Source organism: Limnohabitans sp. (assembly GCF_031539175.1).
Taxonomy (GTDB): Bacteria; Pseudomonadota; Gammaproteobacteria; order Burkholderiales; family Burkholderiaceae_C; genus Limnohabitans.
In genome coordinates this window covers 22,174-48,578 of record NZ_JAVKLQ010000065.1, presented here as the reverse complement: position 1 = coordinate 48,578, position 26,405 = coordinate 22,174, and the positions used below count along the sequence as shown (strand labels likewise).

Below are 26,405 nucleotides of genomic sequence, written 5' to 3'. Positions count from 1 at the left end.
TTGGTATCGTTCTTCTCGGCTGAGGTGCTTGTACATTGGGCAATTTCGATTTGGCGGTTAAAGCGGCCATGATGCTCTCGCATCCTCAGCCACCTATAACCAGTTCATCTTTGTTGCACTTCGTCCTTGAATCCGCCTTGCAAATTAATTACCACTAACAGACAACGAAAGGTGCAGTTACTCACGGACACAACGCAAAGTTGACCCAAAGTGCCTCGTAAGTTACCGAAGTAATGCAGTCAAAACCGCTTGTAAGGCACTTACGAGGTCCATAGCTATCTTGTTACCTGATGAACCCACCGTCGAGCCCACGGCCAACATGGACCAAAACACAGAAGCTCACGTCATCGCCGTGTTGGGCGAATGGCTCAAGGGTCGCACGTTGTTGATGTCGACCCACCGCCCGCAGTTGCTGGAATGGGCCGATTTGATCGGTGTGATTGAGGCGGGCCAATGCGTGGCCATCGGCCCCAAACAAGAAATGATTGACAAGTTGTCGCGGGGCATTGACGTGAAAACGGCAGCCGCGCAACGCTAAGGAGTTTTGAGATGAGAAGCAAACAATTTGGTATCAGCACCGTCGAAGACGACGAGCGCGAAGCCAGTCGTATCTTGGTCTGGGCCACCGGCGCCACGCTGGTGGTGGCGTTGACTTGGGCAGGTTTTTTCAGTTTGGATGAAATCACACGCGGCCAAGGCAAGGTCATTCCCTCCAGCCGCGAACAAGTGATTCAAAGCTTGGACTCAGGCGTTCTGCGCGAAATGCTGGTGCGCGAGGGCGATGTGGTCGAGAAAGACCAAGTGCTCTTGCAAATGGACGATGCACGTTCTGGCGCGGGTTACCGTGAAGCGAACGAAAAGTACCTGTCATTGTTGGCCATCGCGGCGCGTTTGCGTGCGGAGGCCAACAACACCCCGCTGACGTTCCCCCCACAACTGCACGCTGAAAAGCAATTGGTGTTGCAAGAAACGCAGGCCTATGAAGCGCGCAAGTTGGCGCTGGCCGAGTCGTTGGTGGCGCTCGACTCTTCGTTGTCGGCCATCACGCGTGAAATCACCATGACTGCGCCTTTGGTGCAAGGTGGCGTGATGTCCGAGGTGGAGCTGTTGCGCTTGAAGCGCCAACAAGCCGAATTGATGGGCCAACGTGCGGAGCGTAAAAACCGCTACCTCACCGACGCCAACAACGAGTTGACCCGCGTGTCGTCTGAGTTGTCGCAGACCAAAGAAAACGCATCGGCGCGACAAGACGCGTTCTTGCACACCACCGTGAAGTCGCCCATGAAGGGCGTGGTGAAAAACGTGCAAGTCACCACCGTAGGAGGTGTGATTCAAGCGGGCCAGCCCATCTTGGAAATTGTGCCCACCGAAGACGAAATGTTGGTTGAAGCCTACGTCAAACCGTCCGAAGTGGCGTTTTTGAAAGTCGGTCAAAAAGCAGTCGTGAAGTTGAGCTCGTATGACTTCAACAAATACGGCGGCTTAGACGGTGAGTTGGAGCACTTGAGCCCCGACACCCTCAAAGACGACCGTCAACAGCGCAAACCCGGCGCCAATCCCGCCGACATGGAAGAAGGTTTCTACCGCATCTTGGTGCGCATCAAAGACCCCAACCGTGTGCGCAAAGGTTTGAAGCTTGAACCCACCCCCGGCATGACCGCGACCGTGGAAATCCGTACGGGCCAAAAAACCGTGTTGGAGTACCTGTTCCGTCCGTTGCAAAACGTGTCGCAAGCGTTGCGCGAGCGTTGATGCTTCAGGCTTAACATGCGCCAATGACCTTACCTGCCCCCACGCTCGAACACCTGTGTGACCTCGCCGTCACGATTGATGCACCTGTTGAAGTCGGCCAAACCGCGATGGGCATGCGCCGCATGATCCCCATCACGGGTGGCACGGTGACAGGGCCGCAGATGCAGGGCCGCATCGTGCCGGGCGGGGCCGATTTTCAGTTGATCGTGGGCGATGGCACGCAGGCGCATTTAGATGCACGTTACGTGCTGGAGCTGCAAGACGGCAGCCGTGTGTTTGTGCAAAACACCGCGTTGCGCGTGGCATCTGCCGAAGACTCCGCCAAGATTCGGCGTGGTGAACCCGTGGACCCCGCGCGCGTTTACTTTCGCTGCCAGCCCAAGTTTGAAGCGACCCACCCGCAATGGGCTTGGTTGGCCGAGCACCAGTTCATTGGCGTGGGTTTGCGCTTACCCGACGCGGTGCATTTGAGTTTTTACAAAGTTTGTTAAACCCCCATTGCTCACGTCAACCGATACAGCACACTAAAAAAAGAGGCCTTGGAAAACCAAGGCCTCTTTTGCATGCGTCACCGTTGCATCACAAGCGGTTCGGCAACCACAGCGCAATGATCGGGAAGGCGATCAAGATGATGAGGCGCAAGATGTCGGTGATGACGAATGGGATCACGCCTTTGAAGATGGTCATGAAGCTCACGTCTTTCACCACGCTCTTGATGACGAAGACGTTCATCCCCACCGGCGGGTGAATCAGCCCCAGTTCCACCGTCATCACGATGATGATGCCGAACCAAATCGGGTCGAAGCCCAGTTGCAAGATGACGGGGTAGATGATGGGCACGGTCAAGATGATCATGGCCATGGCGTCCATCAAACAGCCCAGCACCAAGTACATCACCATGATCATGGCCAGCACGCCGTAGCGGCCTACGCCCAAACTGGTCAAGAACTCGGTGAGCTTTTGCGGCGTTTGGGTGATGGTCAAGAAGTAGCCAAACAGCAGCGCACCAATCAACACAGTGAACACCGCGGCCGAAGTGCGCGTGGCCGACAGCAGCGCCTCGCGAATGCCTGCGCGGTCCAGTTTGCCACGCAGCACGCCCAGCAAGAACGCACCACTGGCGCCCACGCCGCCCGCTTCGGTGGGGGTGAAGAAGCCGCCATACAAACCGCCGATGACGAACAAGAACAACACCAAGGGCGCCCACACATCCTTCAAGCCACTCACGCGTTCGCGGAACGACTTGCGCTCACCCGCAGGTAACCAGTCGGGGCGAAAGTACACGATCAGCATGATGGTGATGACGTACATGCTCATCGCCAACAAGCCGGGCACGATGCCCGCCATGAAGAGCTTGCCAATGTCTTGTTGCGTCAAGATGGCGTAGACCGCCAACACGGTGGACGGCGGCAGCATGGCGCCCAAGGTGCCACCCGCGGCGATGACGCCTGTGGAGAAAGATTGCGGATAGCCAAAGCGGCGCATTTCAGGGTAAGCCACAGCAGAGAAGGTGGCGGCTGTCGCCACCGATGAGCCGCAAATGGCTGCAAAGCCACCGCAAGCCAACACGGTGGCCACGCCCAAACCGCCGCGCAAATGGCCGATGAAGGCATTGGCTGCGCGGAACAGCTCGCGGCTCACGCCTGAGACCGACACAAAAGCGCCCATCAGCATGAACATCGGGATCACCCCAAAGGTGTAGTCCGTCACAGTGCGCATGGAGGTTTGGCCAATCAGCTTGAGCGCGGGGCCGGTGCCCGCGATGTAGCTGTAGCCAACCACGCCTACCAAGCCCATGGCCATGCCCACGGGCACGCGCAAAAGCATCAGCACGAACAACACGACAAAGCCAATGATGGCGACGGCATCGGTACTTAGTTCCATTTTTTATTCGCTTGTTTTCATTTCAGGGTGGTCTTCCAAAGCCTCGGGCTGGAAGATCAGTCGCCAAGTCCGGATGCCAATCAACAACACCGCGCACACATCACCCATCCACGCCACGGCGAAGAAAGGCCATGTGGGCAAGTTCAGGTCGTAGGTCAACACGTTGTCGATGTAGGTCATGCTGACCTTGTCGAACAGCATGATGGTTTGCACCGTCACCACAAACAGCAACACCAGCGTGGCGAACACGTCGATGAATCGGCGCATGCGTGGGCTGGCGCCCGTCCACAGCAAATCCACCGTGATGTGGCTACCGCGATAACTGGTGGCGGCAATGCCCCAGAAAATCAAAATGCCCAACAACAAACGACCGAAGTCGTAGCTGTCGGGAATGGAGGTGTCGAAGAATTTGCGCAGCAACACCGAGATGAAGATGTTGGCTGCGACGATGCCGACAAAGAGCGCAGCCATCCATTCGATGCCATCGATGATGCGATCGAATGGATTTTTGCGAGGCGCAGATTCAGTGCTCATGCTGCGCTCACATGCCCGACTTGTACTTGGCCAGCGATTGCTTGAAGGCGTTCATCACCGCCACAGGGTCTTCGCCTTTTTTCTTCACGTCTGCGGCCCATTGCACTTCGGCTGGCGCCACGGCTTGCTTCCACGCATTGAGTTGGTCAGGCGTGAGCTTGTAGACCTCGCGGTTGGGATCGGCCAACAGTTTGGTGTGGCCGGAGATTTCAAAGTCGGCCCAAGCGCTGCCGACCTTTTCAGCCCACTCGCTGGTGCAATGGCTGTCAACGGCTTTCTTTTGGTTGACCGACAAGGCGGCGTATTTGTCCTTGTTCATTACCCACACAAACGGGGTCACGTAAAACGGCACATCCATGTGGTACTTCACCACTTTGTCGATGCCAAACAAGGTCAACGAGCCCCATGGGAAGGTGATGGCCTCGGCCACGCCGCGTTCCAGCATGTCGCGCGACTCAGGTGCCGAGGCTTGCACGTTGGTGCCGCCCAGCATGGTGATGACTTGACCCACGGTGGAGGTGGCAGGACGCACCTTCATGCCCTTGATGTCGGTGGGCAACACAATTTTCTTGCGTGAGTGAAAGGCGCCAGGGTCGTGGGCGAAGGCGAAGCAAAAGTGCACGTCTTTCATTTCTTTGGCTGCGTAGTTGCGGTACCACGCGTCAATGGCGGCCGAGCCCGCCTTGGCGTTGTTCACCATGAAAGGCAACGACGCCGCTGCAAAGATGGGGAAGCGCCCAGGTTGGTAGCCGGGGTTGACGTACGAGAAATCAGAAATGCCGTCGCGTGCCATGTCGTAATGGTCAAACGCTTTGCCCAACTGCTCGGAGGGGAACAAGGTGGCGCTGATGGTGCCGCCCGATGCGGCCTTCAGGCTTTCGCCCCAGGCTTGCAACGCGGGGTTGAGCGCATGTTGTGCAGGCACCCAGCTGGCCATTTTGACCATGACGGGTTTGTCTTGCGCTTGGGCTGCACCGAAAGTGAGTGCGGCGATGGCTGTAGCGACCAGTGTGCGTGAGAGTTTGACTTGCATGGGTTCCTCGCAGAAAAGAGTGGACGAAAGTTAGGCAAATACCAGCGCTGCAGACACAGCGTTAAAGTTATAAGTTGTAATCGTTTTGAGTGCGGCTGAATACAGGTGTTTCCCCCTGTCACCGAGGTTTCATGGGGCTTGCGCTGGGGCGTGGCATCCAACGGATGGGTTGCGCTTTGACCTCGCGTGCGGGGGCCCCGTGGGCGCGCAGCATTTGGTCAAGGGCGATGCCCGCTTCGTCGCGCAAGGCGGCTTCGCGAGCTTGGTCAATGGCGTGTGCGCGCTCGGCGGGGCTGTCAAAACTGGCGCCCTGAGCCAAGTGCCGCAAGATGTGCAGCAGGTTGTCGCGTCCGCGGTCGTGGGTGCCGCCGTAGCCTTTGATCAGACGGCCACATTGGGCCAGTGACAGACCCAGTGCCGCGCTTTGGGCGCTGGCGTGGGTGACGGCGTGCAGCCATTCGTCGATCAAAGCTTGTTCTTCGGCGTAGCGGTGGCCGCGTACACGCAGCCATGTGAGGCTGGCCAACAAGCGCAGCATGACCATGCCGAACACGCTGTGCGTGCCCACTTTGATGGGGAATGCCAAAGGCTGCAGGCCACGCACGACGCGGGCGTTGTCCCAACGCGTGAGCCGCAAGGCCAGGGGCTTGGGCAGCAGCGCTGCAAACTCGGGAATGCCGGGCTTGAAGTGGTCAAACAGCTTCACCACATCGTCGTCTTTGGCTTTGACTTCGCCGCGCACACGGGCCCAGCGGCTGGCGCGGCTCTTCAAGTCGGCCACGCGCACGATGTCGTCAAACGCCATCCACAAGGCCAGCCAGCGGGCGGTTTCTTGGGTGACTGGGCTGTGACCGAGCGGCTCGGTGGCCAGCACGGTGCGCAAGCGCTGCACGTACAAGTCCACATAGCGTTGGCCTTGGTAGTCCATGAGTCGGTCCACGCCCAAGGCCAGCACCTCGTGCAGCGCCTCAGGAAATTGCGCCGCAATCTGGGCGGGCAAGGTGGGGGTGTCGGGTGTGGCTTTTGGCTGTGGGGCCAGCACCGCATCGACATAACGCGACTGTGTTTTTTGGTTGTGCACCGCGTCCCAGGCCAAGCCAAAGCCACGCAAGCTGGCGCGTTGGCTGGCGTTGAGTGCGTCGGCGGGCGTGCCGTCGGCAATGGCGGCTTCGTAGTCGGCACGTTGCAACGGCAGCACGCCGCTGGCCGCAATGCTGCCCAGCATCACCGCACTCACCACCGTGCCCGCCTCGCGGGTCAGGCTGGCCATGTCCAGCACATGGCTGGCGCGGCTGTGTTGTTGCAGCAGTTGCACCAAGGCCGCATCGTCCAAACGCCCATCGCCCATTTGCATTTTTTCTTGCGTGGTCAAGGCGCGGTTGCCTGCGCTGATGAGCAAGGTGCGGTCGGCCGAGCTCAGGCCGTTGCCGATTTGTCGTGCGGTTTCCAGCAGTTCGGACGACACCAACAAATCGAGTCGGCCTGGCAAGGGGTTGAGGCCAAACACAGGTTTGCGTCCGCTCAGTTCGCGGCTGTGCGTGGGAAACACTTCGAGGTAATAGGTGGTGGCGCCTGTGCGCTGTGCCACGCCGGGGATGGAGGTGGCTTGTGCGGGGTAGCCCGCGTGACGTGCCGCCTCGATCAGCCAATCGGCCAGCACGCCGCCGCCTTCGCCGCCTAAGGCGCACAACAAAATAGAAATGGGTTGGGTCATGGCAAGTCTTGAAGGGGGCTAAGCCGGTTGAAGCACGCGCACCACTTGGCCGCGCACTGAGGCGATGAAGCGTTCCCACAGCGACGCGTTTTGCACCACCTCTGCACGGTAGAACGAAGGGCACAGCGTGGCCGCATGGGCGTTTTCGCCACACAAGCCGCAGCCCACGCAGCCGTCGATCACGGTGGCCACGGGGTCGACTTTGAGCGGATCGGGGTTGTCTTTGAGGGTCAGTGTGGGGCAGCCCGACAAACGAATGCAGGCGTGATCGCCGTTGCACACGTCTTCGTCCACGCCGTATTTCACGCGCTGCACGCGCTCGCCTTTTTTGAGCAGGCTGGCAATCCACGGCTTGATGCGGCGCTGGCGCTCCAGTTGGCATTCGCCCTCGGCGATGATGACCTTGAGGCCTTGAAAGTCGGAGGTGAAGGCGTCGACCAAGGTCTCGCGGACTTTCGCGACTTCGTAGGTGTGCACCGTGCGCATCCACTTCACGCCCAAGCCTTGAAGCGTGCGCTCGATGGTTTGGTTGGTGTGCGCCAAGCTTTGCCACTTGTCGGCGGCGGCGAGTTTGGCCGCGTCATCGGGGGTGGAGATGATGTCTTGCGTGCCCGTGGCCGAGGTGTAGCCGTTTTTGAAAATCAGCAGTACCGCGTCGTCGCCGTTGAACAGCGCGCTTTGCACGCCGGTCAACAAGCCGTTGTGCCAAAACCCGCCGTCTCCCATGATGGATAACACCCGTCGCTGCATGGACGGCGACACACCCGCGCGGCTGGCCAAGCTCATGCCGTAGCCCAAAATCGTGTGGCCGGTGGAGAAGGGCTCGAAGGTGCCCAGCGCATGGCAGCCAATGTCGGCGGCCACATGCACTGCGCCAATGTCTTGCTGCGCGAGTTTGATGGCTGAGAACACAGGCCGCTCGGGGCAGCCCACGCAAAACCCGGGGGGGCGTGCGGGCAGGGTTTGACCTTTGTCTTGCAACGTCTGCGTGACGGCGGCGCGACGGTCGCGGTTGCCTTGTAGCCATTGGCTGATCGCCGTGGTGTCGGGCGCTAAATATCGGTTCACAAATTGCAACAAACCTTGCGCCATGGCCTCGGCGGTGTACTCGCCGCCTTGAGGCAACCAGTCTTTGCCGTGCAAAGGTGTTTGCACATCGCGGCGACGCAGCAGGGTGGCAATTTCTTGTTCGATGTATTCGGGCTGGCCTTCTTCCATCACCAACACGCCGCGTTTGCCGATGCAGAAGTTGGCCATCTGTTCGGGCACCAAGGGGCAGGTCACGTTGAGGACCAGCAAGGGAATTTTGGTGTCGCCAAATGCATCGGCTAAACCGAACTGTTGCAAGGCGCGAATCAGTGTGTTGTACAGACCGCCTTGCACGATGATGCCAAGGTCGGCGTGTTCGCCGTCAAAGTGTTCGTTCAGGCCATGCGCTTCGATGTAGGCGCGTGCCGCCGGAATGCGTTCTTGGTGCTTGAGCTTTTCATGGCCAAAGGTGACGGGCGGGTGGGCGAGTCGGCTGTAGTCAAACTTGGCCGGTTCGCGCATGGCGTGCAGGGCCGAGATGGCGGGCGCTTGGTTGTCCTTCGCCACAAAACTGCCGCGCACGTGGCAGGCGCGAATGCGCAGCTCCATCAAGGCGGGCATGTTGGAGGCTTCGGACAGGCGAAACCCATGCTCCACCATGTCCACCATGCGGCTCAAATCAGGGCGTGGGTCAAGCAGCAACATGCCTGACTTCAAGGCGTAGGCGTGGGTGCGTTCTTGGATGACCGAAGCGCCTTCGCCGTAGTCTTCGCCCACGACCACCAGCACGCCACCTTTGACGCCGGGGGATGACAAATTGCTCAGCGCATCCGCTGCCACGTTGGTGCCCACGATGGACTTCCACGTCACTGCACCGCGCAAGGGGTAATGGATGGAAGCGCCCAACATGGCCGCCGCCGAGGCTTCGTTGGCGCACGCCTCGACGTGCACGCCCAGCTCTTGCATGTAGTCTTTGCCTTGCACCATCACGTCGAGCAAGTGCGACACGGGGGCCCCTTGGTAGCCGCCCACGTAGGCCACGCCCGATTGCAGCAAGGCCTTGGTGATGGCCAAAATGCCCTCGCCGTGAAACGTTTCGCCCGCGCCCATGCGCAGCATTTCCACTTCTTGGCTGAATGAAACTTCCACGGTTTGTCTCCTGTTGTGCAGCGCAGTGTGGGTGGGCTTGGTTCATTCATCAATACAATGAGTCGACTAAGTACTATTAGTTTTATGCATATCAAAGACGTTGACCTCAACCTGTTGCGCCTGTTCGATGCGGTGTACCGCACCCGCAGCGTGAGCCGTGCCGCGCAGATATTGGGCCTGACGCAGCCGTCCGCCAGCCAAGGTTTGACGCGTTTGCGCTTGCTCATCCAAGACCCGCTGTTCACCCGCGCGCCCGGCGGTGTGCAGCCCACAGCCAAGGCCGATCGCTTGTCCGCAGCCGTGGCGTCGGCGTTGACCACGTTGGAAATCGCGCTGAACGAATCGTCGTCGTTTGACCCTAGCGCCTCCATTCAGACGTTTCGCCTGCACCTGAGCGACATTGGCGAAGCGCGGTTTTTACCCGCGCTGATCTCGGCGGTGCGCCGTCAAGCGCCGGGGATTCGGGTGGAGTCGGCCCCGCTGGCGCACGACGACATTGCCGCCGCCCTCAACAGCGGGCGCTTGGATGTGGCGATTGGCTTTTTGCCCACCGTGCAAGGCACACGCCAACACGCCTTGCTGCAAGACCGCTACATCGTCCTGTTGCGCAAAGACCACCCGTGGCTGAGTGCGCCAGAGGCGTTGCCTAGTGCGACGGTGGCGCCCATGACGCCACAAGCGCTTGGCAATCCCAGCACGTCCACCACCCCCCTCTCGCGTTTGCGCCAACTCGACTATGCGGCCGTGCGCTCGCACGCCGAAACCTTGCACATCTTGCAACTGCTGCAGCTCGAAGACCGACTGCGCCTCACGGCCGCCCACTTTTTGGCGCTGCCCGACATCGTGCGCAACACCGACTTGGCCGTGCTCATGCCCCGCAACATCGCCCAAGGTTTTGCGCAAAGTGGCGACTACGTGTTGGTCGAGCCCACCTTGCCGCTGCGGGATTTCACCGTCTCGCTGCACTGGAGCGCACGCTTTGAAAGCGACCCTGCCAACCGCTGGCTGCGTGAACTCGTCACCACCTTGTTTGAGGCCATGCCGCCCGATGAACGGACGGTGTAGCCTTGGCGACGACGGGTTGTTGGCCTGCCAAGGCGGTGAGCGCATGGGCGCATTAACATCCAAGCTCATTGCAATTGACCTTTAGGAGCTTCTTTCATGGCCCACGCCGCATTCAACTGGCAAGACCCGTTTTTGCTCGATCAGCAACTGACCGACGAAGAGCGCATGATCCGCGAAGCCGCGGCCGCCTATTGCCAAGACAAGTTGCAGCCGCGTGTGCTGAACGCGTTTCGCAATGAAAAGACAGACATCGAGATCTTCCGCGAGATGGGCGAGTTGGGCTTGTTGGGCCCCACCATCCCCACCGAGTACGGAGGCCCAGGCCTGAACTACGTGGCCTACGGCCTGATTGCCCGCGAGGTCGAGCGTGTCGACTCGGGCTACCGCTCCATGATGAGCGTGCAGTCCTCACTCGTGATGGTGCCCATCAACGAGTTTGGCACCGAAGAGCAAAAGCACCGCTTCTTGCCCAAGCTCGCCACCGGCGAGTGGATCGGTTGCTTCGGCCTGACCGAACCCGACCACGGCTCTGACCCCGCCAGCATGGCCACACGCGCCCAAAAGGTGGCGGGTGGCTACATGCTCAAGGGCAACAAGATGTGGATTTCCAACAGCCCCATCGCCGACGTGTTTGTCGTGTGGGCCAAAGAAGTGAGCGAAGGCGGCCAAGTGGGCCCCATCCGCGGTTTCATTTTGGAAAAAGGCATGAAGGGCTTGAGCGCCCCCGCCATCCACGGCAAAGTGGGCTTGCGTGCCTCCATCACCGGCGAGATCGTGATGGACGGCGTGTTTGTGCCCGAAGACAACGCCTTCCCCGAAGTGCAAGGTTTGAAAGGCCCGTTCACCTGTTTGAACAGCGCCCGTTACGGCATTGCGTGGGGCGCATTGGGGGCTGCCGAAGACTGCTGGCACCGTGCCCGCCAGTACACGCTGGACCGCCAACAGTTTGGTCGCCCTCTCGCCGCCAACCAACTCATTCAAAAGAAGTTGGCCGACATGCAAACCGAAATCGCCTTGGGCCTGCAAGGTTGCTTGCGCTTGGGCCGCATGAAAGACGAAGGCACCGCCAGTGTGGAGATCACTTCCATCTTGAAGCGCAACTCTTGCGGTAAGGCCTTGGACATTGCCCGCATGGCCCGCGACATGATGGGCGGCAACGGCATCAGCGATGAGTTCGGTGTGGCCCGCCATTTGGTGAACCTCGAAGTGGTCAACACCTACGAAGGCACGCACGACATCCACGCGCTCATCTTGGGTCGTGCGCAAACAGGCATTGCCGCTTTCTCCAACTGAGTGGGGTGTTCACGCGGGTTGACGCTCACGTGACCCAAATGCGGTGGGATGGGTGTTGTCACTAGGCGCGTCCCGCTTCAAATCGATTAATGTGTGGCTTTAGAGATTTTCTGGAGCCACACTTTGACTGACGCATCCCAACCCAAAGCCTCGCTTGATCTGACACGTCGCCAAACCCTGCAAGGCCTCGCGGGCTCTTTGGCCAGTTTTGCAGCCCCAGCGTTCATCAGCAGCGCGGCACTGGCGCAAGACAAGTTCCCCAACAAACCCATCACCCTCATCGTGCCTTGGACGCCTGCAGGCCCCAGCGATGCGGTGTTGCGTGCGTTTGCGGAGAGCGCCAGTCGTATCTTGGGCGTGTCGGTGATTTGCGAAAACAAACCCGGCGCAGGCGGCGCGTTGGGCGCAGCGGCCATGCTGGGTGCGCGCCCCGATGGTTACACGCTGACGCAATTGCCTTTGGGCATTTACCGTCAGCCGCACATGCAAAAAACCAACTACGACCCGATCAAAGACATCACGCACATTGCGTGCTTGACGGGTTACACCTTCTGCATCGCCGCGTCGCTGGATGCTCCGTTCAAGACGCTGAAAGAAATGGTGGCTTACGCCAAAGCCAACCCAGGCAAGCTCGAGTACGGCCACACCGGCACAGGCACCACCCCGCATTTGGCGATTGAAGATTTCAGCCAAAAAGCGGGCATCGAGTTGAATCCGATTCCCTACAAGGGCGCCGCCGAAATCATGCAAGCCATCTTGGGTGGGCACCTGCGCATGGCCAGCAGCACGACCGAGATCATCCCCTTGGTCAAAGAGGGGCGACTGCGTTTGTTGGCGACTTTGGGCAGCAAACGCACCAAAGCATTTCCAGACGTGGCCACCGTCAAAGAAAGTGGTTGGGACACCATTTCTGAATCGCCCTTTGGCATCGGCGGCCCCAAGGGCATGGACCCTGCCGTGGTGCGCGTGCTCAACGATGCGTTCAAGAAAACCTTGGACGACCCAAAAGTCATCGAGACCTTGGACAAGTTTTACCAGCCCGTGATTTACATGAACAGCGAGGACTACACCAAGTACGCGGTGCGCACGTTCGAGGCTGAAAAGGCGACGGTGGAACGTTTGGGCTTGGCGAAAAAAGCGTGATGACCAACGATTTATCTGACACCCTAGCGCTGCAGCGCGCCGCCTATCTGGCGCACCCCGTACCCAGCTTTGACGAACGCAAAAGCGATTTGAAAAAGTTGCAGGCCTTTGTGCGCGAGAACCGCGACGCCATCGTGGCGGCGATCTCGGCCGATTACGGCCATCGCTCTACACACGAAACCTTGTTTGCTGAAATCTTCCCCGTGCTTGACGGGGTGGACCACACCCTCAAGCACTTGAAAAAGTGGATGAAGCCGCAGCGCCGCGCTGTGGACTTTCGCAACTTTTTGGGTGCACGCAACACGGTGGTGCCGCAGCCCTTGGGTGTGGTGGGCGTCATCGTGCCGTGGAACTTCCCGATCAACTTGAGCTTTTTGGGGCTGATCGCCATCTTCGCTGCGGGCAACCGTGCGATGGTGAAGATGTCGGAGAACTCACGCCATTTGGCCCAGCTGTTGATCGAGAAAATTCCGGCGTACTTCCCGCCCGAGAAGCTGGCCTTTTTTGACGAAACCGGCGGCGTGGGCATTGCGTTTTCAAAGCTCAAGTTCGACCACTTGATGTTCACGGGGTCGGGTCAAACGGGTCGCGCCGTGATGGCGGCCGCCGCGCAGAACCTGTGCCCCGTCACCTTGGAATTGGGCGGTAAATCGCCCGCGTTGGTGTGTGACGATTTTTCGCTGCGCACCGCGGCCGAACGCTTGCTGTTTGTGAAGTGTTTCAATGCCGGTCAGATTTGCACCACGGTCGACCATGTGTACTTGCCCAACACGGCGGTGACGGAGTTTGTGGCCTTGGCCAAAACCATCGTCACCCAACGCTACCCCTCCATCGACAGCCCTGACCTGACGGCCATCATCGACGACACGGCGTTTGCCCGCATCACCCAAGCCATGGAGGAGGCGCAGGCGCAAGGGGCAGAGTTGGTGCAGCTGATCCCTGGCAAAAAATGGGATGCGCAAACACGCAAGATCGCCCCGCATTTGGTGCTCAACTTGCCCGCAGACACAGCGTTGCACACCCGAGAAATCTTTGGCCCCGTGTTGCCTGTCATTGGCTATGCCTCGTTGGAAGAGCCCATTCGCGCCATCAACAGCGGCCCACGACCCTTGGCGTTTTACCCCTTCAGCCACAACAAAAAAGTGGTGGCCGAGTTGTTGGACCGTGTCATGTCGGGCGGTGTCAGCGTGAACGATGCGTTGTTTCATGTGGCACAGCACGACTTGCCGTTTGGTGGCGTGGGTGAGAGTGGCATGGGCCATTACCACGGCTACGAGGGCTTTGTGACCTTCTCGAAAATGCGCCCTATCTTCAAGCAGGCCGCGTTCAGTGCGGTTAAGTTTTTGTGGCCACCCTACGGCAAGTTCGCCAGCAAATACCTCGACTTTTTGAGCCGTTAAGCTTTTTTGTTCACCAACATAATCCCTGCCGCCACGGCCACCAGCGCGGCGAGGGTGTGGGTGGATACCGTTTCGCCCAACCACAGCGCGCCAAACACCATGGCAAACACGGGCGTCAAAAACACGAACGAGCCCAAACGCGTGGCGGGGTAGTGCCGCAGCAGCCACATCCACACCAAGTAACTGGCGAACGCACCCGCCACGGTTTGGATGATGAGTGAGCCCCACGCAAACGCGCTCACGTTGAATTGCCATACCTCGCCCAATGCCGCAGACACAAAGGGCAGCAACACCGCACTCATGGTCACTTGGTAATACAACAGTTTTTCTGGGCTGATGCTGGCCAGTCGCGTGGCGCGAATGACCACCGTGGTCAAAGCCCACAGTGCGCCAGAGGCCAAAGCCAAGCCGTCCCCCAAGCCAATGGCGCCTGTGGCGCCGTTGGCGTATAAGCCGTCTTGCAAGGCAAACGCCACCGCCGCAAACGCCAGTGCCAAGCCCAGCCATTGCACGGCGCGCATGCGCTCGGTGGGCACAAACAGAGGCAGCAGCACCGCCACCCAAAAAGGCGAGGTGTACAAAAACAGGGTCAAACGCGAGGCGGTGGTGTGCTGCAAGCCCACGTAAATGCACACAAACTCCGCGCCAAACAGCAAGCCCGCCAGCAACCCCGCACCCAAGGTGCCATCGCGCTCAAACAGCGCCACCCCTCGGTGGTGGCACCAGCCCCACAACAAGGCGGTAGCGCCCATGAAGCGAATGGCGGCTTGCAGCACCGGCGGCACTTCGGGCAGCGTGGCTTTGACCAGCACTTGCTGAAAGCCCCAAAACAGGCAACACGCCACGAGCAGCGCCGTGGCCAGGGCATCCAAATGATCGCGACGTTGGGTCATGGGGGTCCTTCAAGGTTCAGCTTTGAACTTAACATGCCGGATCTGTTTTCACGCTGACAAGCCCTACTTTTCATGAACCGTCGCGACTTTAACCTTCAACTGCAACGCAGCGCCATCGCGTTGGCCATGGCCCCTTGGCTCACCGCCACGGCCCAGCCGAGTGAGCAGGTGCGTCGCTGGCGCAGCAACCCGTTTGCATTGGGCGTGGCCAGCGGACGCCCCCGCCCCGACAGCTTGGTGCTGTGGACGCGCTTGCTGATCGCTGAGGAAGACCGTGCATCCAGCGGGCCCGATGCCCTGCGTGTGCAAGTGACGGTGTTTGCCGATGCGGCCCTCAAACGCCGCGTGCAAAAGATAGACGTGGTGACCGACGCCAACCGAGGCCACAGCGTGCATGTGCCTCTGCAAAACCTGCAGCCCGCCACCGACTATTGGTACCGCTTCAGCCAAGGCGATGCCTTGAGCACCGTGGGCCATGCCCGCACCGCGCCTGCCGCCAACGCCGATGTGCAGCAACTGCGCATGGCTTTGGCCTCGTGTCAGCATTACGAGCACGGCCAATACATTGCGCACCAAGAAATTGCCCAGCAGTCGCTGGACTTTGTGCTGTTTGTAGGCGACTACATCTACGAGAGCACCAACCCGCAATACGCCGTGCGCCAACACAGCAGCGGCGAACCCAAAACTTTGGCGCAATACCGCGAGCGCTACGCCCAATACAAGCGTGACCCGCATTTGCAAGCCGCGCATGCCGCCCACCCATGGGTGTTGATGTGGGACGACCATGAAGTGGTCAACGACTATGCCAACGACCAAGACCGCAACTACACCGACCCGCAACAGTTTTTGTTGCGCCGCGCCGCGGCCTATCAAGCCTACTTTGAGCACCAACCGGTGTTGATCGGACCCGACCCGCAAAGCCCGCAGCAAGCGTCGATGCGTTTGTACGAGCAATTCAACTGGGGCAAGTTGGCGGACATTTGGACCCTCGATTGCCGCCAGTACCGCAGCCCCCAAGCCTGCCGAGACCCCGTGCGTGGCGGTGGCCGCATGGTGACGCAGTGCGACGAGCTGGATGACCCCAAGCGCAGCATGCTTGGCACCGAGCAAGAGCGTTGGTTGGACTTGGGGCTGGCCGCCTCGAAACGCACATGGCGCTTGCTGGCGCAGGCCACCTTGATTGCCCCCACCAGCATCCCCGCACCCGTGGGTCGGGCTACCTACAACGACGCGTGGGACGGCTACGGCCCTGCGCGCCAACGCCTCTTACAAAGTGTGGTCGACCACAAGCTGAACAACGTGGTCACCTTGGGTGGTGATGTGCACATGAACGTGGCGTCGAACCTGCGCTTGGTGCCTAACGACCCGCAATCGCCCATCGTGGCCAGCGAATTTGTGACCACCTCCATCACCTCACGTGGCATGGGCGACAACGTGTTGGGCGTCATCAAAGCCAACAACCCCGATTTGCTGCACGCTCGCGCCGATGAGCGGGGTTACAGCTTGATCACGGTCACGCCAAGCAGCGTGCGTTGCGATTTCAGGAGTACCGCGTTTCCTGCGGGCAAAGAGGCAGGGTTGAAGACGCAGGCGAGCTACGTGGTGCGCAGCGGCAAGGCGGGGCCCACGCCGGTTTAAACCACCACCGAAATTTTGGCTGCGGCTGCCCGTGCGCGTGCCAAGGCGTTGGCATTCTTAGCCAATGCCACCGCCATGCGACGGTACGGACGCGTGGTGGGTTTGCCAAAGATGCGCACGTCCACATCGGGCTCGCTCAAGGCCTCGGCCACACCGGTGTAGGTGGGGTTGCTGCCGTCTTGGGTGGCCAGCACCACGGCGCTGGCGCCTTCGGTGCACACGATGTTGGCAATGGGCAAACCCAAAATGGCGCGCGCATGCAGATCAAACTCGCTCAGGTTTTGGCTGATCATGGTGACCATGCCTGTGTCGTGCGGACGTGGGCTGAGTTCGCTGAAGATCACTTCGTCTTTTGTCACAAAAAACTCCACGCCAAACAAGCCTGCACCGCCCAAGTCGGCCGTCACTTTGTCGGCCATGTCGTGCGCGGCTTTGAGGTAGCTCGGCAGCATGGGCTGGGGTTGCCAGCTGTATTGGTAGTCGCCGCGTTCTTGCACATGGCCGATGGGCTCGCAAAACAGCGTGGGGCCCTTGCGTTGGCGGATGGTGAGCAGGGTGATTTCAAATTCGAAGTTGATGAACTCTTCGACGATCACTTTCTTGCGGTCACCGCGCATGCCCGCGCAGGCGTAATCCCAACTGGTTTGAATGTCGGCGGCGGTTTTGGCCACGCTTTGGCCTTTGCCCGATGAGCTCATCACGGGTTTGATGACCACCGGAAAGCCAATGGCATTGGCCTGTGCCAACAGTTCGTCAGCCGACTCGGCGTAGTTGAACTTGGCGGTGCGCACGCCCAACCCCACGGCCACGTCGCGGATGCGGTCGCGGTTCATGGTGAGGTTAGCCGCCCTCGCGCTGGGGATGACTTCAAAGCCTTCTTTCTCGACCTCCAACAACACCTCGGTGCGGATGGCTTCGATCTCGGGCACGATCAAGTCGGGCTTGTGTTGTGCGATGGCGGCACGCAAGGGCGCCTCATCCAACATGCTGAACACACACGATTCGTCAGCCACTTGCATGGCGGGTGCGCCTGCATAGCTGTCGCAGGCGACGACGTAGCAGCCCAAGCGCTTGGCGCTGATGACGAATTCTTTGCCCAGTTCACCTGAGCCTAAAAGTAAGATTTTTTTCATGAATAGTTCCGCGCGTTGTAGTGCCGATGCGGAATTGTTGCCGCTACGCCTACGTACGGCGTATACAAATTACGTCGCTGTGACGATCACACCGCGATCCAGCGCGTAGCTGCGGTCGCTCACCCAATCGGCGAAGTGGGTGTTTTGTTCCGACAGCAGCACGCTCACGCCTTGGGCTTTGAGCGCCAAGATCATCTCACCCATTTGTTCCACGATCACGGGGGCCACGCCCTCAGACGGTTCGTCGAGCAGCACCATGAGCGGGTTGCCCATGAGGGTGCGTGCCACGGTGAGCATTTGCTGCTCGCCACCGCTCATGTGGCTCGCGGAGCGCTGTTGCATGTCCGCGAGGTTGGGGAAGAGGGCAAACACTTGGTCCAGTGACCATTGCGGCGCGGGGCTGCCATCGGCCCAGCAGCGGGCGGGTTGTATGCCAATGGTGAGGTTTTCCAGCACGGTCAAATCGGTGAAGATGCGGCGGTCTTCGGGCACATAGCCCAGCCCCCATCGTGCGGCTTGGTAAGGCGCCGTCTTCGAGATGTCTCGGTCCGCAAACATCACGCGGCCTGTGCGACGCGGCATGAGGCCCATGATGGCTTTGAGGGTGCTGGATTTACCCGCGCCGTTGCGTCCGATCAGTGCCACCACTTCGCCGCGCTGGATATGCAGCTGCGCATCGAACACGACTTGCGCTGCGCCGTACCAAGCGTTGAGGCCTTGCACATCAAGCAGCGGCGTCGGTGTGGTGGATGCGATGGGGGTGGACAGGTGTTTCATGGTGTTGCAGCGTTGCCAAAGGTCTTGCCGCTGCCAAAGTACACGGCTTGTACCTGCGGGTTCGCTTGAATTTGCGCGGGCGTGCCTTCGGCAATCAGTGCCCCACGCGCCATCACCAACACGCGGTCGGCGTGCTCAAACACCACGTCCATGCTGTGCTCGGTGAAGAGCACGGCCACGCCGCGTTCGGTCACCAAGCGGCGGGTGAGTTCCATCAGGGCGTGTCGCTCGTCGGGGGCCATGCCTGCGGTGGGTTCGTCCATCAGCAACAGACGGGGTTGGTTGGCCAGCGCCATCGCCAGTTCCAAGCGTTTGACATCGCCGTAGGCGAGGGCGTTGCAGGGGCGCGATGCTTGGTCGTCCAAATGCACTTGGGCCAGCAAGGCTAGGGCCTCGTCGCTTCGATAGCGCGTGGCGCGTTGCCAAGGCGCCAAGCTATGGCCATCGGCAGAGAGCAGTGCCATTTGCACGTTCTCGGCCACGGTGAGCGAACCAAAAGTTTGTGCGATTTGAAAGGTGCGGCTCACGCCCATGCGCCACAAGTCATGCGGCTGACGGCCCAGCAGCGACACGCCGTCCAAAGTGATGCTGCCACTGTCAGGCGCGAGTTGGCCGTTGACCAAGTTGAAGGTGGTCGATTTGCCTGCGCCGTTCGGCCCGATGAGTGCGAGCAGCTCGCCCGCTCGCAAATTGAACGACACATCGTTGACCGCTTGGTTGCCGCCAAAGGCTTTGTGCAGGTGTTGCACACTTAAAAGGGCGGTGCTGTGGTGTGGGTTCATGCCGCACCTCTCTTCTCTGAACCGAGTGCACTGCTCACGCGCAGCCACAGCGCCTGCACCGACCCCGCAATGCCTTGCGGAAACACCAGCACCATCAGCAGCATGCTGCCGCCCAGCACGGCACGCCAATAGTCGGTGCTGCGCGCCAAGCTGTCTTGCAGCGCGGTGAAGGTCACCGCACCGACCAGCGGGCCGACCAGCGTGTGCACGCCGCCCAAGAGCACCATGACCAAGCCATCGACCGACTTGCTGACGCCCAACACATCGGGCGAAATGCTGCCTTTCGAGAAGACAAACAAGGCCCCTGCCAAACCCGCAAAACCAGCGGCCACCACAAAGCCCAGCCACTGCACACGCGCCACGTTCAAGCCCATGGCTTCGGCGCGGCCCACTGAGTCGCGGCTGGCACGCAGTGCATAGCCCAGAGGCGACATCAACATGCGGCGCAAGGCATAAACGCTGGCGCTCACCAAGGCGAGGGTGAGCCAGTAATACGTGGCTTTGTCTTGCAACCCCTCGCTGGGCCACACGCCGGTGAGGCCGTTGCTGCCGCCCGTGAAGTCGTCCCATTGGAAGCAGATGGACCACACAATTTGTGCAAACGCCAAGGTGAGCATGGCCAAGTACACGCCCGACAAGCGCACCGCAAACCATGCGATGGGTGCTGCCACGCAGGCGCTGACCAGCGGCGCCAACAACAACGCCGCTTCGGTCGGCACGCCCGCACGCAACACCAACAACGCCGCCGCATACGCGCCCACGCCAAAGTAAGCCGCGTGGCCAAACGAGTGCATGCCCGCAGGGCCCATGATGAAGTGCAAGCTGGCCGCAAACAAAGCGGCGACCAACAAATCAATGCCCAACACCAAGGTGTAAGACCCGTCTGTGGTGAACAGCGGCAACGCCAACAATGCCGCATCGAGCAGCAGCCAGACGCGTTGCGTGCGTGCGCTGCCCAAGGCGAATGGCGTTTCTTGTTCGGTGTTGACGCGAGGCGTGCTTTGCGGTTTGCCCAGCAAACCCCAAGGCCGCACCATCAATACCGCAGCCATCACCAAAAACTCGGCGACCAGTGTGAGTTTTGAAAACGCAAACGACACGCCGAACACGTTCACCGTACCCACGGCAATGCACAGCGCTTTGATTTCGGCAATCAACAACGCTGCCACAAACGCGCCCGGAATCGAGCCCATGCCGCCCACGACCACCACCACAAACGCGTCGCCAATCGTGGCCATGTCCAACCCCAAGTGCGCGGGCTCGCGGGGCAGTTGCAGCGCACCGCCCAAGCCCGCCAAAGCACAGCCCAGTGCAAACACAGCGGTGAACAAATGGCTTGGGTTGACGCCCAGCGCGCCCAACATCTCGCGGTCTTGCGTGGCGGCGCGCACCAACACGCCAAAGCGTGTGCGCTGCAAGCACCACCACAACACAGCCAGCACGAGCGGGCCGGTGGCGATCAAAAACAAATCGTAGGTGGGAAAGCGGCGGCCTAAAATATCCACTGCGCCGCTCAGGTTGGGTGCGCGTGGGCCCAGCAAATCTTCGGCGCCCCAGAGCCACAGCGTACCGTCTTGAATGACCAATGCCAACGCAAACGTGGCGAGCAACTGAAACAACTCGGGGGCTTGGTAAATGCGTCGCAGCACCAGCACTTCGACCAGCGCACCCAACACGCCGGTGAGCAGGGCCGCACACAGCAATAGTAAAAAGTAAGCGGTGGTTGGGCTGGCCGCATCGCCAAGCACAAGGCCCACTGCTGAAGTCACGGCAGGCGTTGCGTGTGACACCAGCGAGTAAGCCACGTACACCCCCAGCATGAAGAACGAGCCGTGCGCAAAGTTGACGATGCGCGTCACGCCAAAAATCAGCGACAAGCCTGCCGCCACCAAAAACAAAGACGACGCGCTTGCCAGCCCGTTGAGGGCCTGCACCAAAAAGCTAGCGATGTCCATGTGGCGTTTGAGGGCTCAAATTAAAACGCCCGCAAAAGGCGGGCGTTGTGTTGGGGAATTGACAGCCGTTTAATGGCTTGGCCGGAGTTTTTTCACAACGTCATCGCTGGGCTGCACGGTCGCGCCGTCGATGTAGCGGTAGTCTACCAACACCCCTTTGCCACCGTCGTTTTTGGTGCGACCCAAAAACGCGCCCATGGTCGACTGGTTGTCTTGTTTGCGGAACATCACCTTGCCGTAGGGCGTGCTAAAGCTCAGGCCGCTGAAGGCGGTGACCAGCTTTTCGCTCTCGGTGCTCTTGGCCTTGGTGATGCCTGCTGCCAAGGCTTGGATCATGCTGTAGCCCACGACCGAACCCAAGCGGGGGTGGTCGTTGTACTTGCGGTGGTAGGCCAAGAAGAAGGCTTTGTGCTCAGGCGTTTGCACGCCGTACCAAGGGTAGCCGGTGACGATCCAGCCGTTGGGCGTTTCGTCTTTGAGCGGCTCCAAATACTCGGGCTCGCCGGTCAGCAAGCTCACCACCTCACGGCCTTGGAACAAACCGCGCGTGTTGCCTTCGCGCACAAATTTGGCGAGGTCGGTGGCAAACAGCACGTTGAAGATGGCGTCGGGTTTGGCATCGGCCAAGGCTTGCGCGACCGAGCCTGCATCGACTTTGCCCAAGGCTGGGGCTTGTTCGGCCACAAACTCCACATCAGGTTGGGCCGCTTTCAGCAGTTGTTTGAAAGTGGCTGCCGCCGATTGGCCGTACTCGTAATTGGGGTACACCACAGCCCAGCGTTTCTTCTTGAGCTTGGCGGCTTCGGGCACCAGCATGGCCACTTGCATGTAGGTGCTGGCGCGCAGGCGGTAGGTGTAGCGGTTGCCGTTTTGCCAGACCATTTTGTCGGTCAGAGGTTCGCCCGCGAGGAAGAACACTTTGCGTTGCTTGGCAAAGTCGCCCAGCGCCAAACCAATGTGCGAGAGGAAAGCGCCCGACAGCACATCCACCTTTTCGCGGCTCAGCAGCTCTTCGGCGGCACGCACGGCGTCGCCGGGCGAGGCGTTGTCGTCACGTGTGATGAGTTGCAGTTGTTTGCCGTTCACGCCACCGGCGGCGTTGATCTCTTCCACGGCCAGCTCCATGCCCTTTTTATAAGGGTCAAGAAACGCGGGCTGTGCTTTGTAGCTGTTGATCTCACCAATTTTGATGACGTTCTGAGCGAAGGCGGGCAGGGTGGCCACGCTGAGGAGCAGGGCGGCGGTGCGCAAGGTGGCGGCAAGTGTGATGTTCACGGTGTGGCCTTTCAAAGTAGGCATGCGCAAAAGTTGCACACGCCTAGAAATAACAGGAGTGAATTGTCTTGCAAACGATCTGAGCATTTGCATACGAAATGCCAGGGCGCTTAAAGAAAAACCCCGCAATGCGGGGTTTCTCACATTCAAGACCCAGCTGGCGCTGGGCTGGCGTGGTTACGCTTCCAAGCGTGCAGCCAAGGCAACTTTGGTCGCGGTCATCTCAACGGGCAAGTGGTAAGCCAGTTGGGTGAACAACTCTTCGTGCAACTTCAACTCGTCGACCCAAGCCGCTTTGTCGATGCTGGTGACGGTCTTGAATTGGTCGGCCGTGAAGTTCAACCCAGTCCAGTTGATTTCTTCGTAGGTAGGGCTCACGCCGAACACGTTTTCAGCGCCTTGGGCTTGGCCTTCGATGCGGTCAATCATCCACTTCAAGACGCGCATGTTTTCGCCGTAGCCAGGCCACACAAACTTGCCGTCTTCGCCTTTGCGGAACCAGTTCACGCAGTAGATCGAGGGCAGCTTGGCGCCCGAGGTTGCCAGCTTGTCGCCCATGTCGAGCCAGTGTTGGAAGTAGTCGCTCATGTTGTAGCCCATGAACGGCAACATGGCGAATGGGTCGCGGCGCACCACGCCTTGTTGGCCAGCGGCCGCAGCGGTGGTCTCAGAGCCCATGGTCGCGGCCATGTAAACGCCTTCGGTCCAGCTGCGTGCTTCGGTGACCAAAGGCACCGTGGTGGAGCGGCGGCCACCGAAGATGAAGGCGTCGATGGCCACACCGTTGGCGTCGTCCCACTGGCTGTCCAGCGCGGGGTTGTTGGTGGCGGCCACGGTGAAGCGGGCGTTGGGGTGGGCGGCTTTGGCGCCGGTCTCTTTGGCGATGGCTGGGGTCCAGTCTTTGCCTTGCCAGTCGATCAAGTGGTCAGGCAATGAGCCGGTGTCTTTCTCCATGCCTTCCCACCACACGTCGCCGTCGTCGGTCAGTGCGACGTTGGTGAAAATGACGTTCTTGTCCAAGCTGGCCATGCAGTTGGGGTTGGTGTGGAAGTTGGTGCCGGGGGCCACGCCAAAGTAACCCGCTTCTGGGTTGATGGCGTACAACTTGCCGTCTGAGTGCGGCTTGATCCAAGCGATGTCGTCACCGATGGTGGTGACTTTCCAGCCGTCGAAGCCTTCGGGTGGTACCAACATCGAGAAGTTGGTTTTGCCGCAAGCGCTGGGGAAGGCGGCTGCCACGTGGTACTTCTTGCCTTGGGGGTTGGTCACGCCCAAGATGAGCATGTGCTCGGCCAACCAACCTGGGTTACCGGAGGGCCCCTCCGAGGCCGCACGGCCCATGTTCGACGCAATGCGCAAGGCAAAGCACTTCTTGCCCAACAACGCGTTGCCGCCGTAGCCGGAGCCGTAAGACCAAATTTCGCGTGTCTCAGGGAAGTGCACGATGTATTTGGTTTTGCTACAAGGCCACTTCACGTCCGCTTGGCCAGCTGCCAAAGGTGCGCCCACGGTGTGCACGCAAGGCACAAACGCGCCGTCGGTGCCGATCACGTCAAATACGGCTTTGCCCATGCGGGTCATAATGCGTTGGTTCACCGCCACGTAGGCGCTGTCCGACAACTCAATGCCCACGTGCGCAATGTGCGAACCCATGGGGCCCATGCTGAACGGCACCACATACATGGTGCGGCCTTTCATACAGCCGTCAAACAAAGGGTTCAAGGTGGCGCGCATCTCGGCGGGGGCCATCCAGTTGTTGGTGGGGCCAGCGTTTTCTTTCTTTTCAGAACAGATGTACGTGCGGTCTTCCACGCGAGCGACGTCGGAGGGGTCCGAGCACGCCAAGAATGAGTTGGGGCGCTTGGCGGGATTTAACTTCTTGAAAGTACCGGCATCGACCAATTGCTGGCACAAGCGGTCGTATTCTTCTTGGCTGCCATCACACCAGTAGACGGTGTCTGGTTTGCACAAGGTTGCCATTTCGGCAACCCAAGCGACCAGCTTGGGGTTCTTTACATATGCGGGTGCATTTACGTTCATCAAAAGCTCCTAAGTCAAAAAATTGAGATCAGAGCCCAGCTTTGTTGGCGCGAGGCTCTGACCTCAATGCATTGCCGTGGTGTGACACGGGGGGTCGACTATTTTAAGAATCTAACCCCTTACACAGCCTTTCAAAGGGTCATAAACAGGACAAGATGAGACAAAAAGGCAACAAAAAAGCGCCTGTGAGGGCGCTTTTTTGGGGCGGTGCGTCACAAATCAGTGCGCATCACGAAGGCTTAGGCCATGAACACAGCGATAAAAGCCAACAAGAAAATCAGCACGGCGCCAGCCGCAGGCAACACGATGGGCATGAGTGGAACGATGGCTTCCACCACGTCTTGTTCGCCGGTGTGGGTGTTGTTGTGGGGGTTTGACATGTTCAGCTCCTCAAAAATTAATTGCTGAAATTTTATGCTAATTCATGCTCGCCACTGTCGTGGTCGAGACCGTCAGTGCTGGGTTGAGGGAAATACCTTGGCGCGCAAGCTGATTTTTCAGCAAACCTTGGTAGCGCAAGTTGTGTACAGGCGTCACTGAGTGGTAGGCGGCGGCCCCAAACCAGGTGTAGCCGTGGCGCTCGAGCCCACGCTTCAAAAACCACGCCGACACATAAGCGCCTTTGCACGCGTCTAACAAATGCTTTTCGGTCACGCCGTAGCGCTGTAACTCGGGCAAATGCATGGAGTTGATCTGGCCAATGCCCAGGTCCACCGTGCCATTCGTGTTTTTGCCCACGGCGCGTGGATTGAGCCCCGACTCGACTTGCAGCACCGCCAGCAGCAAATGGGGGTTCACACCGTGAAACTCCGCCGCTGACTGCAAGCACGACGGTGCGTTGGTGGCCCAAGTGGCAGGTGTCAAAACCAAAAGAGTCAAGGAGAGTAACCATTTAACAGTCATGATTGAATCCAAATTAGTTTATTTAGTAGTACTTTATCACGACAATGTAGTTTTTAATGTCAAAATTACCTGAAATATGAAACCTGAGGATTTACTTGTATGAATAGCTTTCTGATCTTTGTCTTCGCCATCTTGGGCCTTCAGTTGGGCAGCTTCTTGAATGTGGTGATCTACCGCCTGCCCAAGCAGTTGCAGCGGGAATGGCGAGTCGACTGCGCTGCCTATCTAGAAGTGACAGTCCCCCACGAAGAAGCGACCCCACTCATGAGTTGGCAAACTCGCTCGCAATGCCCGCATTGCGGCACCACTCTGCGCGCCCGCGATTTGGTGCCAGTTTTGAGCTTTTTGCTGTTGCGTGGCCGCTGTGCCCATTGCCAGCACCCTGTGTCTTGGCGCTATCCCTTGGTGGAGTTGGCCGTGATGGCCGCTTGGGGTTTGTGCGCAATGCATTGGGGGCCGAGCTGGGTAGCTGTCTTGTGGGCCTGCTTTGTCACCACCCTCATCGCGCTCGCCTTCATTGACGTCGACACCCAGCTCTTGCCCGACCAACTCACCCAGCCTTTGTTGTGGGCGGGGTTGATCGCTGCCGTCTTGGGTTGGACCGCGCAGCCCTTTTCCCCAGCGTTTTGGGGCGCCATTGCGGGTTACATGAGTTTGTGGCTCGTGGCTTACTTGTTTGAAAAGATCCGAGGCCAAGCGGGCATGGGCGCGGGCGACTTCAAGTTGTTCGCCGCCATGGGGGCTTGGTTAGGGGTGGGTGCGCTGCCCTTGCTGGTGCTGGGCGCCAGTGTGGGCACGGTGCTGGTAGCTCTGGTGATGCATCTCACAGGGCGAGGCTCCGCCGACCAACGCATGCCCTTTGGGCCCTACTTGGTGCTTGCCGCGCTGGCCGTGTTGTGGCTCAACACCCTAGGTTTTGAATTGACAAAAGCTTTGTTGGTTTAAAAAACAACAACAAATGAAACATTAAATGCAAATTTAGTGTTAATTTTGTTAAATAGTAGTACTAAATA

General features: G+C 59.5%; 23 protein-coding genes. 9 read left to right on the top strand and 14 right to left on the bottom strand.

The annotated features are described in order from the left end of the window. Positions 1-280 precede the first annotated feature (280 nt). The 3 genes from RMS95_RS11810 to RMS95_RS11800 are packed head-to-tail and all read left to right on the top strand — an operon-like array spanning position 281 to position 2,243. The gene (locus RMS95_RS11810; RefSeq protein ID WP_310646406.1) at positions 281-538 is read left to right on the top strand and encodes a hypothetical protein; all 258 of its coding nucleotides are present in this window, start codon (positions 281-283) and stop codon (positions 536-538) included. An 11-nt stretch (positions 539-549) separates the two neighbouring features. Next, positions 550-1,752 carry an HlyD family type I secretion periplasmic adaptor subunit gene (locus RMS95_RS11805; RefSeq protein WP_310646405.1) on the top strand — a complete coding sequence of 401 codons (1,203 nt, stop codon included), beginning with the start codon at positions 550-552 and terminating at the stop codon, positions 1,750-1,752. 23 nt (positions 1,753-1,775) lie between these two features. Beyond that, positions 1,776-2,243, top strand: a complete 468-nt coding sequence (locus tag RMS95_RS11800; protein ID WP_310646403.1) for a DUF3237 domain-containing protein — start codon at positions 1,776-1,778, stop codon at positions 2,241-2,243. A gap of 88 nt (positions 2,244-2,331) precedes the next feature. Here the strand turns inward: RMS95_RS11800 and RMS95_RS11795 are convergent, their stop codons facing one another. From RMS95_RS11795 to RMS95_RS11775, 5 genes are all read right to left on the bottom strand, one after another. Next, positions 2,332-3,636, bottom strand: a complete 1,305-nt coding sequence (locus RMS95_RS11795; protein ID WP_310646401.1) for a TRAP transporter permease — start codon at positions 3,634-3,636, stop codon at positions 2,332-2,334. Between the two features lie 3 nt (positions 3,637-3,639). Then, positions 3,640-4,170: a TRAP transporter small permease gene (locus RMS95_RS11790; RefSeq protein WP_104797910.1), complete on the bottom strand. Its 531-nt coding sequence runs from the start codon at positions 4,168-4,170 to the stop codon at positions 3,640-3,642. Between the two features lie 7 nt (positions 4,171-4,177). Further along, complete coding sequence (locus RMS95_RS11785) at positions 4,178-5,203, bottom strand: TRAP transporter substrate-binding protein (protein ID WP_310646399.1); 1,026 nt, start codon at positions 5,201-5,203, stop codon at positions 4,178-4,180. 118 nt (positions 5,204-5,321) lie between these two features. Next, a complete protein-coding gene (locus tag RMS95_RS11780) occupies positions 5,322-6,917 on the bottom strand; it encodes an indolepyruvate oxidoreductase subunit beta family protein (RefSeq protein WP_310646397.1) in 1,596 nt (531 codons plus the stop codon). 18 nt (positions 6,918-6,935) lie between these two features. Next, positions 6,936-9,095 (bottom strand): indolepyruvate ferredoxin oxidoreductase subunit alpha, encoded by a 2,160-nt coding sequence (locus RMS95_RS11775; protein ID WP_310646395.1) that lies wholly within the window; start codon positions 9,093-9,095, stop codon positions 6,936-6,938. 84 nt (positions 9,096-9,179) lie between these two features. Between RMS95_RS11775 and RMS95_RS11770 the strand changes: the two genes are divergently transcribed. From RMS95_RS11770 to RMS95_RS11755, 4 genes are all read left to right on the top strand, one after another. Next, positions 9,180-10,160 (top strand): LysR substrate-binding domain-containing protein, encoded by a 981-nt coding sequence (locus RMS95_RS11770; protein WP_310646393.1) that lies wholly within the window; start codon positions 9,180-9,182, stop codon positions 10,158-10,160. Positions 10,161-10,256: 96 nt separating this feature from the next. Next, a complete protein-coding gene (locus RMS95_RS11765; RefSeq protein WP_104797906.1) occupies positions 10,257-11,453 on the top strand; it encodes an acyl-CoA dehydrogenase in 1,197 nt (398 codons plus the stop codon). A gap of 123 nt (positions 11,454-11,576) precedes the next feature. Then, entirely contained in the window at positions 11,577-12,596 is a 1,020-nt protein-coding gene (locus RMS95_RS11760) for a tripartite tricarboxylate transporter substrate binding protein (RefSeq protein ID WP_310646390.1), read from the top strand. Then, complete coding sequence (locus tag RMS95_RS11755) at positions 12,596-13,996, top strand: coniferyl aldehyde dehydrogenase (RefSeq protein WP_310646388.1); 1,401 nt, start codon at positions 12,596-12,598, stop codon at positions 13,994-13,996. Before RMS95_RS11760 ends, RMS95_RS11755 begins: the two co-directional genes overlap by 1 nt. Here the strand turns inward: RMS95_RS11755 and RMS95_RS11750 are convergent. Further along, positions 13,993-14,889 carry a DMT family transporter gene (locus RMS95_RS11750; protein ID WP_310646386.1) on the bottom strand — a complete coding sequence of 299 codons (897 nt, stop codon included), beginning with the start codon at positions 14,887-14,889 and terminating at the stop codon, positions 13,993-13,995. The two genes, RMS95_RS11755 and RMS95_RS11750, sit on opposite strands and share 4 nt — an antisense overlap. A 72-nt stretch (positions 14,890-14,961) precedes the next feature. Here RMS95_RS11750 and RMS95_RS11745 point away from each other — a divergent pair, with 72 nt between their 5' ends. Further along, complete coding sequence (locus RMS95_RS11745; protein WP_310646384.1) at positions 14,962-16,527, top strand: alkaline phosphatase D family protein; 1,566 nt, start codon at positions 14,962-14,964, stop codon at positions 16,525-16,527. On the opposite strand, the gene purT is transcribed toward RMS95_RS11745, so the two are convergent. The 8 genes from purT to RMS95_RS11705 form a co-directional block, all read right to left on the bottom strand. Then, complete coding sequence (purT, locus tag RMS95_RS11740) at positions 16,524-17,660, bottom strand: formate-dependent phosphoribosylglycinamide formyltransferase (protein WP_310646382.1); 1,137 nt, start codon at positions 17,658-17,660, stop codon at positions 16,524-16,526. The two genes, RMS95_RS11745 and purT, sit on opposite strands and share 4 nt — an antisense overlap. Before the next feature lie 69 nt (positions 17,661-17,729). Then, positions 17,730-18,437: an ABC transporter ATP-binding protein gene (locus RMS95_RS11735; protein WP_310646380.1), complete on the bottom strand. Its 708-nt coding sequence runs from the start codon at positions 18,435-18,437 to the stop codon at positions 17,730-17,732. After that, positions 18,434-19,219 carry an ABC transporter ATP-binding protein gene (locus RMS95_RS11730; protein WP_310646378.1) on the bottom strand — a complete coding sequence of 262 codons (786 nt, stop codon included), beginning with the start codon at positions 19,217-19,219 and terminating at the stop codon, positions 18,434-18,436. Before RMS95_RS11730 ends, RMS95_RS11735 begins: the two co-directional genes overlap by 4 nt. Beyond that, positions 19,216-21,174 carry an ABC transporter permease gene (locus tag RMS95_RS11725; protein ID WP_310646376.1) on the bottom strand — a complete coding sequence of 653 codons (1,959 nt, stop codon included), beginning with the start codon at positions 21,172-21,174 and terminating at the stop codon, positions 19,216-19,218. Before RMS95_RS11725 ends, RMS95_RS11730 begins: the two co-directional genes overlap by 4 nt. 69 nt (positions 21,175-21,243) lie before the next feature. Further along, positions 21,244-22,473: an ABC transporter substrate-binding protein gene (locus RMS95_RS11720; protein WP_405023387.1), complete on the bottom strand. Its 1,230-nt coding sequence runs from the start codon at positions 22,471-22,473 to the stop codon at positions 21,244-21,246. 153 nt (positions 22,474-22,626) lie between these two features. Continuing rightward, entirely contained in the window at positions 22,627-24,489 is a 1,863-nt protein-coding gene (locus RMS95_RS11715; protein ID WP_310646374.1) for a phosphoenolpyruvate carboxykinase (GTP), read from the bottom strand. Between the two features lie 239 nt (positions 24,490-24,728). After that, positions 24,729-24,869, bottom strand: a complete 141-nt coding sequence (locus RMS95_RS11710) for a hypothetical protein (protein WP_310646372.1) — start codon at positions 24,867-24,869, stop codon at positions 24,729-24,731. A gap of 37 nt (positions 24,870-24,906) precedes the next feature. After that, complete coding sequence (locus RMS95_RS11705; protein WP_310646371.1) at positions 24,907-25,392, bottom strand: lytic transglycosylase domain-containing protein; 486 nt, start codon at positions 25,390-25,392, stop codon at positions 24,907-24,909. A 99-nt stretch (positions 25,393-25,491) separates the two neighbouring features. Between RMS95_RS11705 and RMS95_RS11700 the strand changes: the two genes are divergently transcribed. Next, positions 25,492-26,337 (top strand): A24 family peptidase, encoded by an 846-nt coding sequence (locus tag RMS95_RS11700; protein ID WP_310646369.1) that lies wholly within the window; start codon positions 25,492-25,494, stop codon positions 26,335-26,337. Positions 26,338-26,405 lie beyond the last annotated feature (68 nt).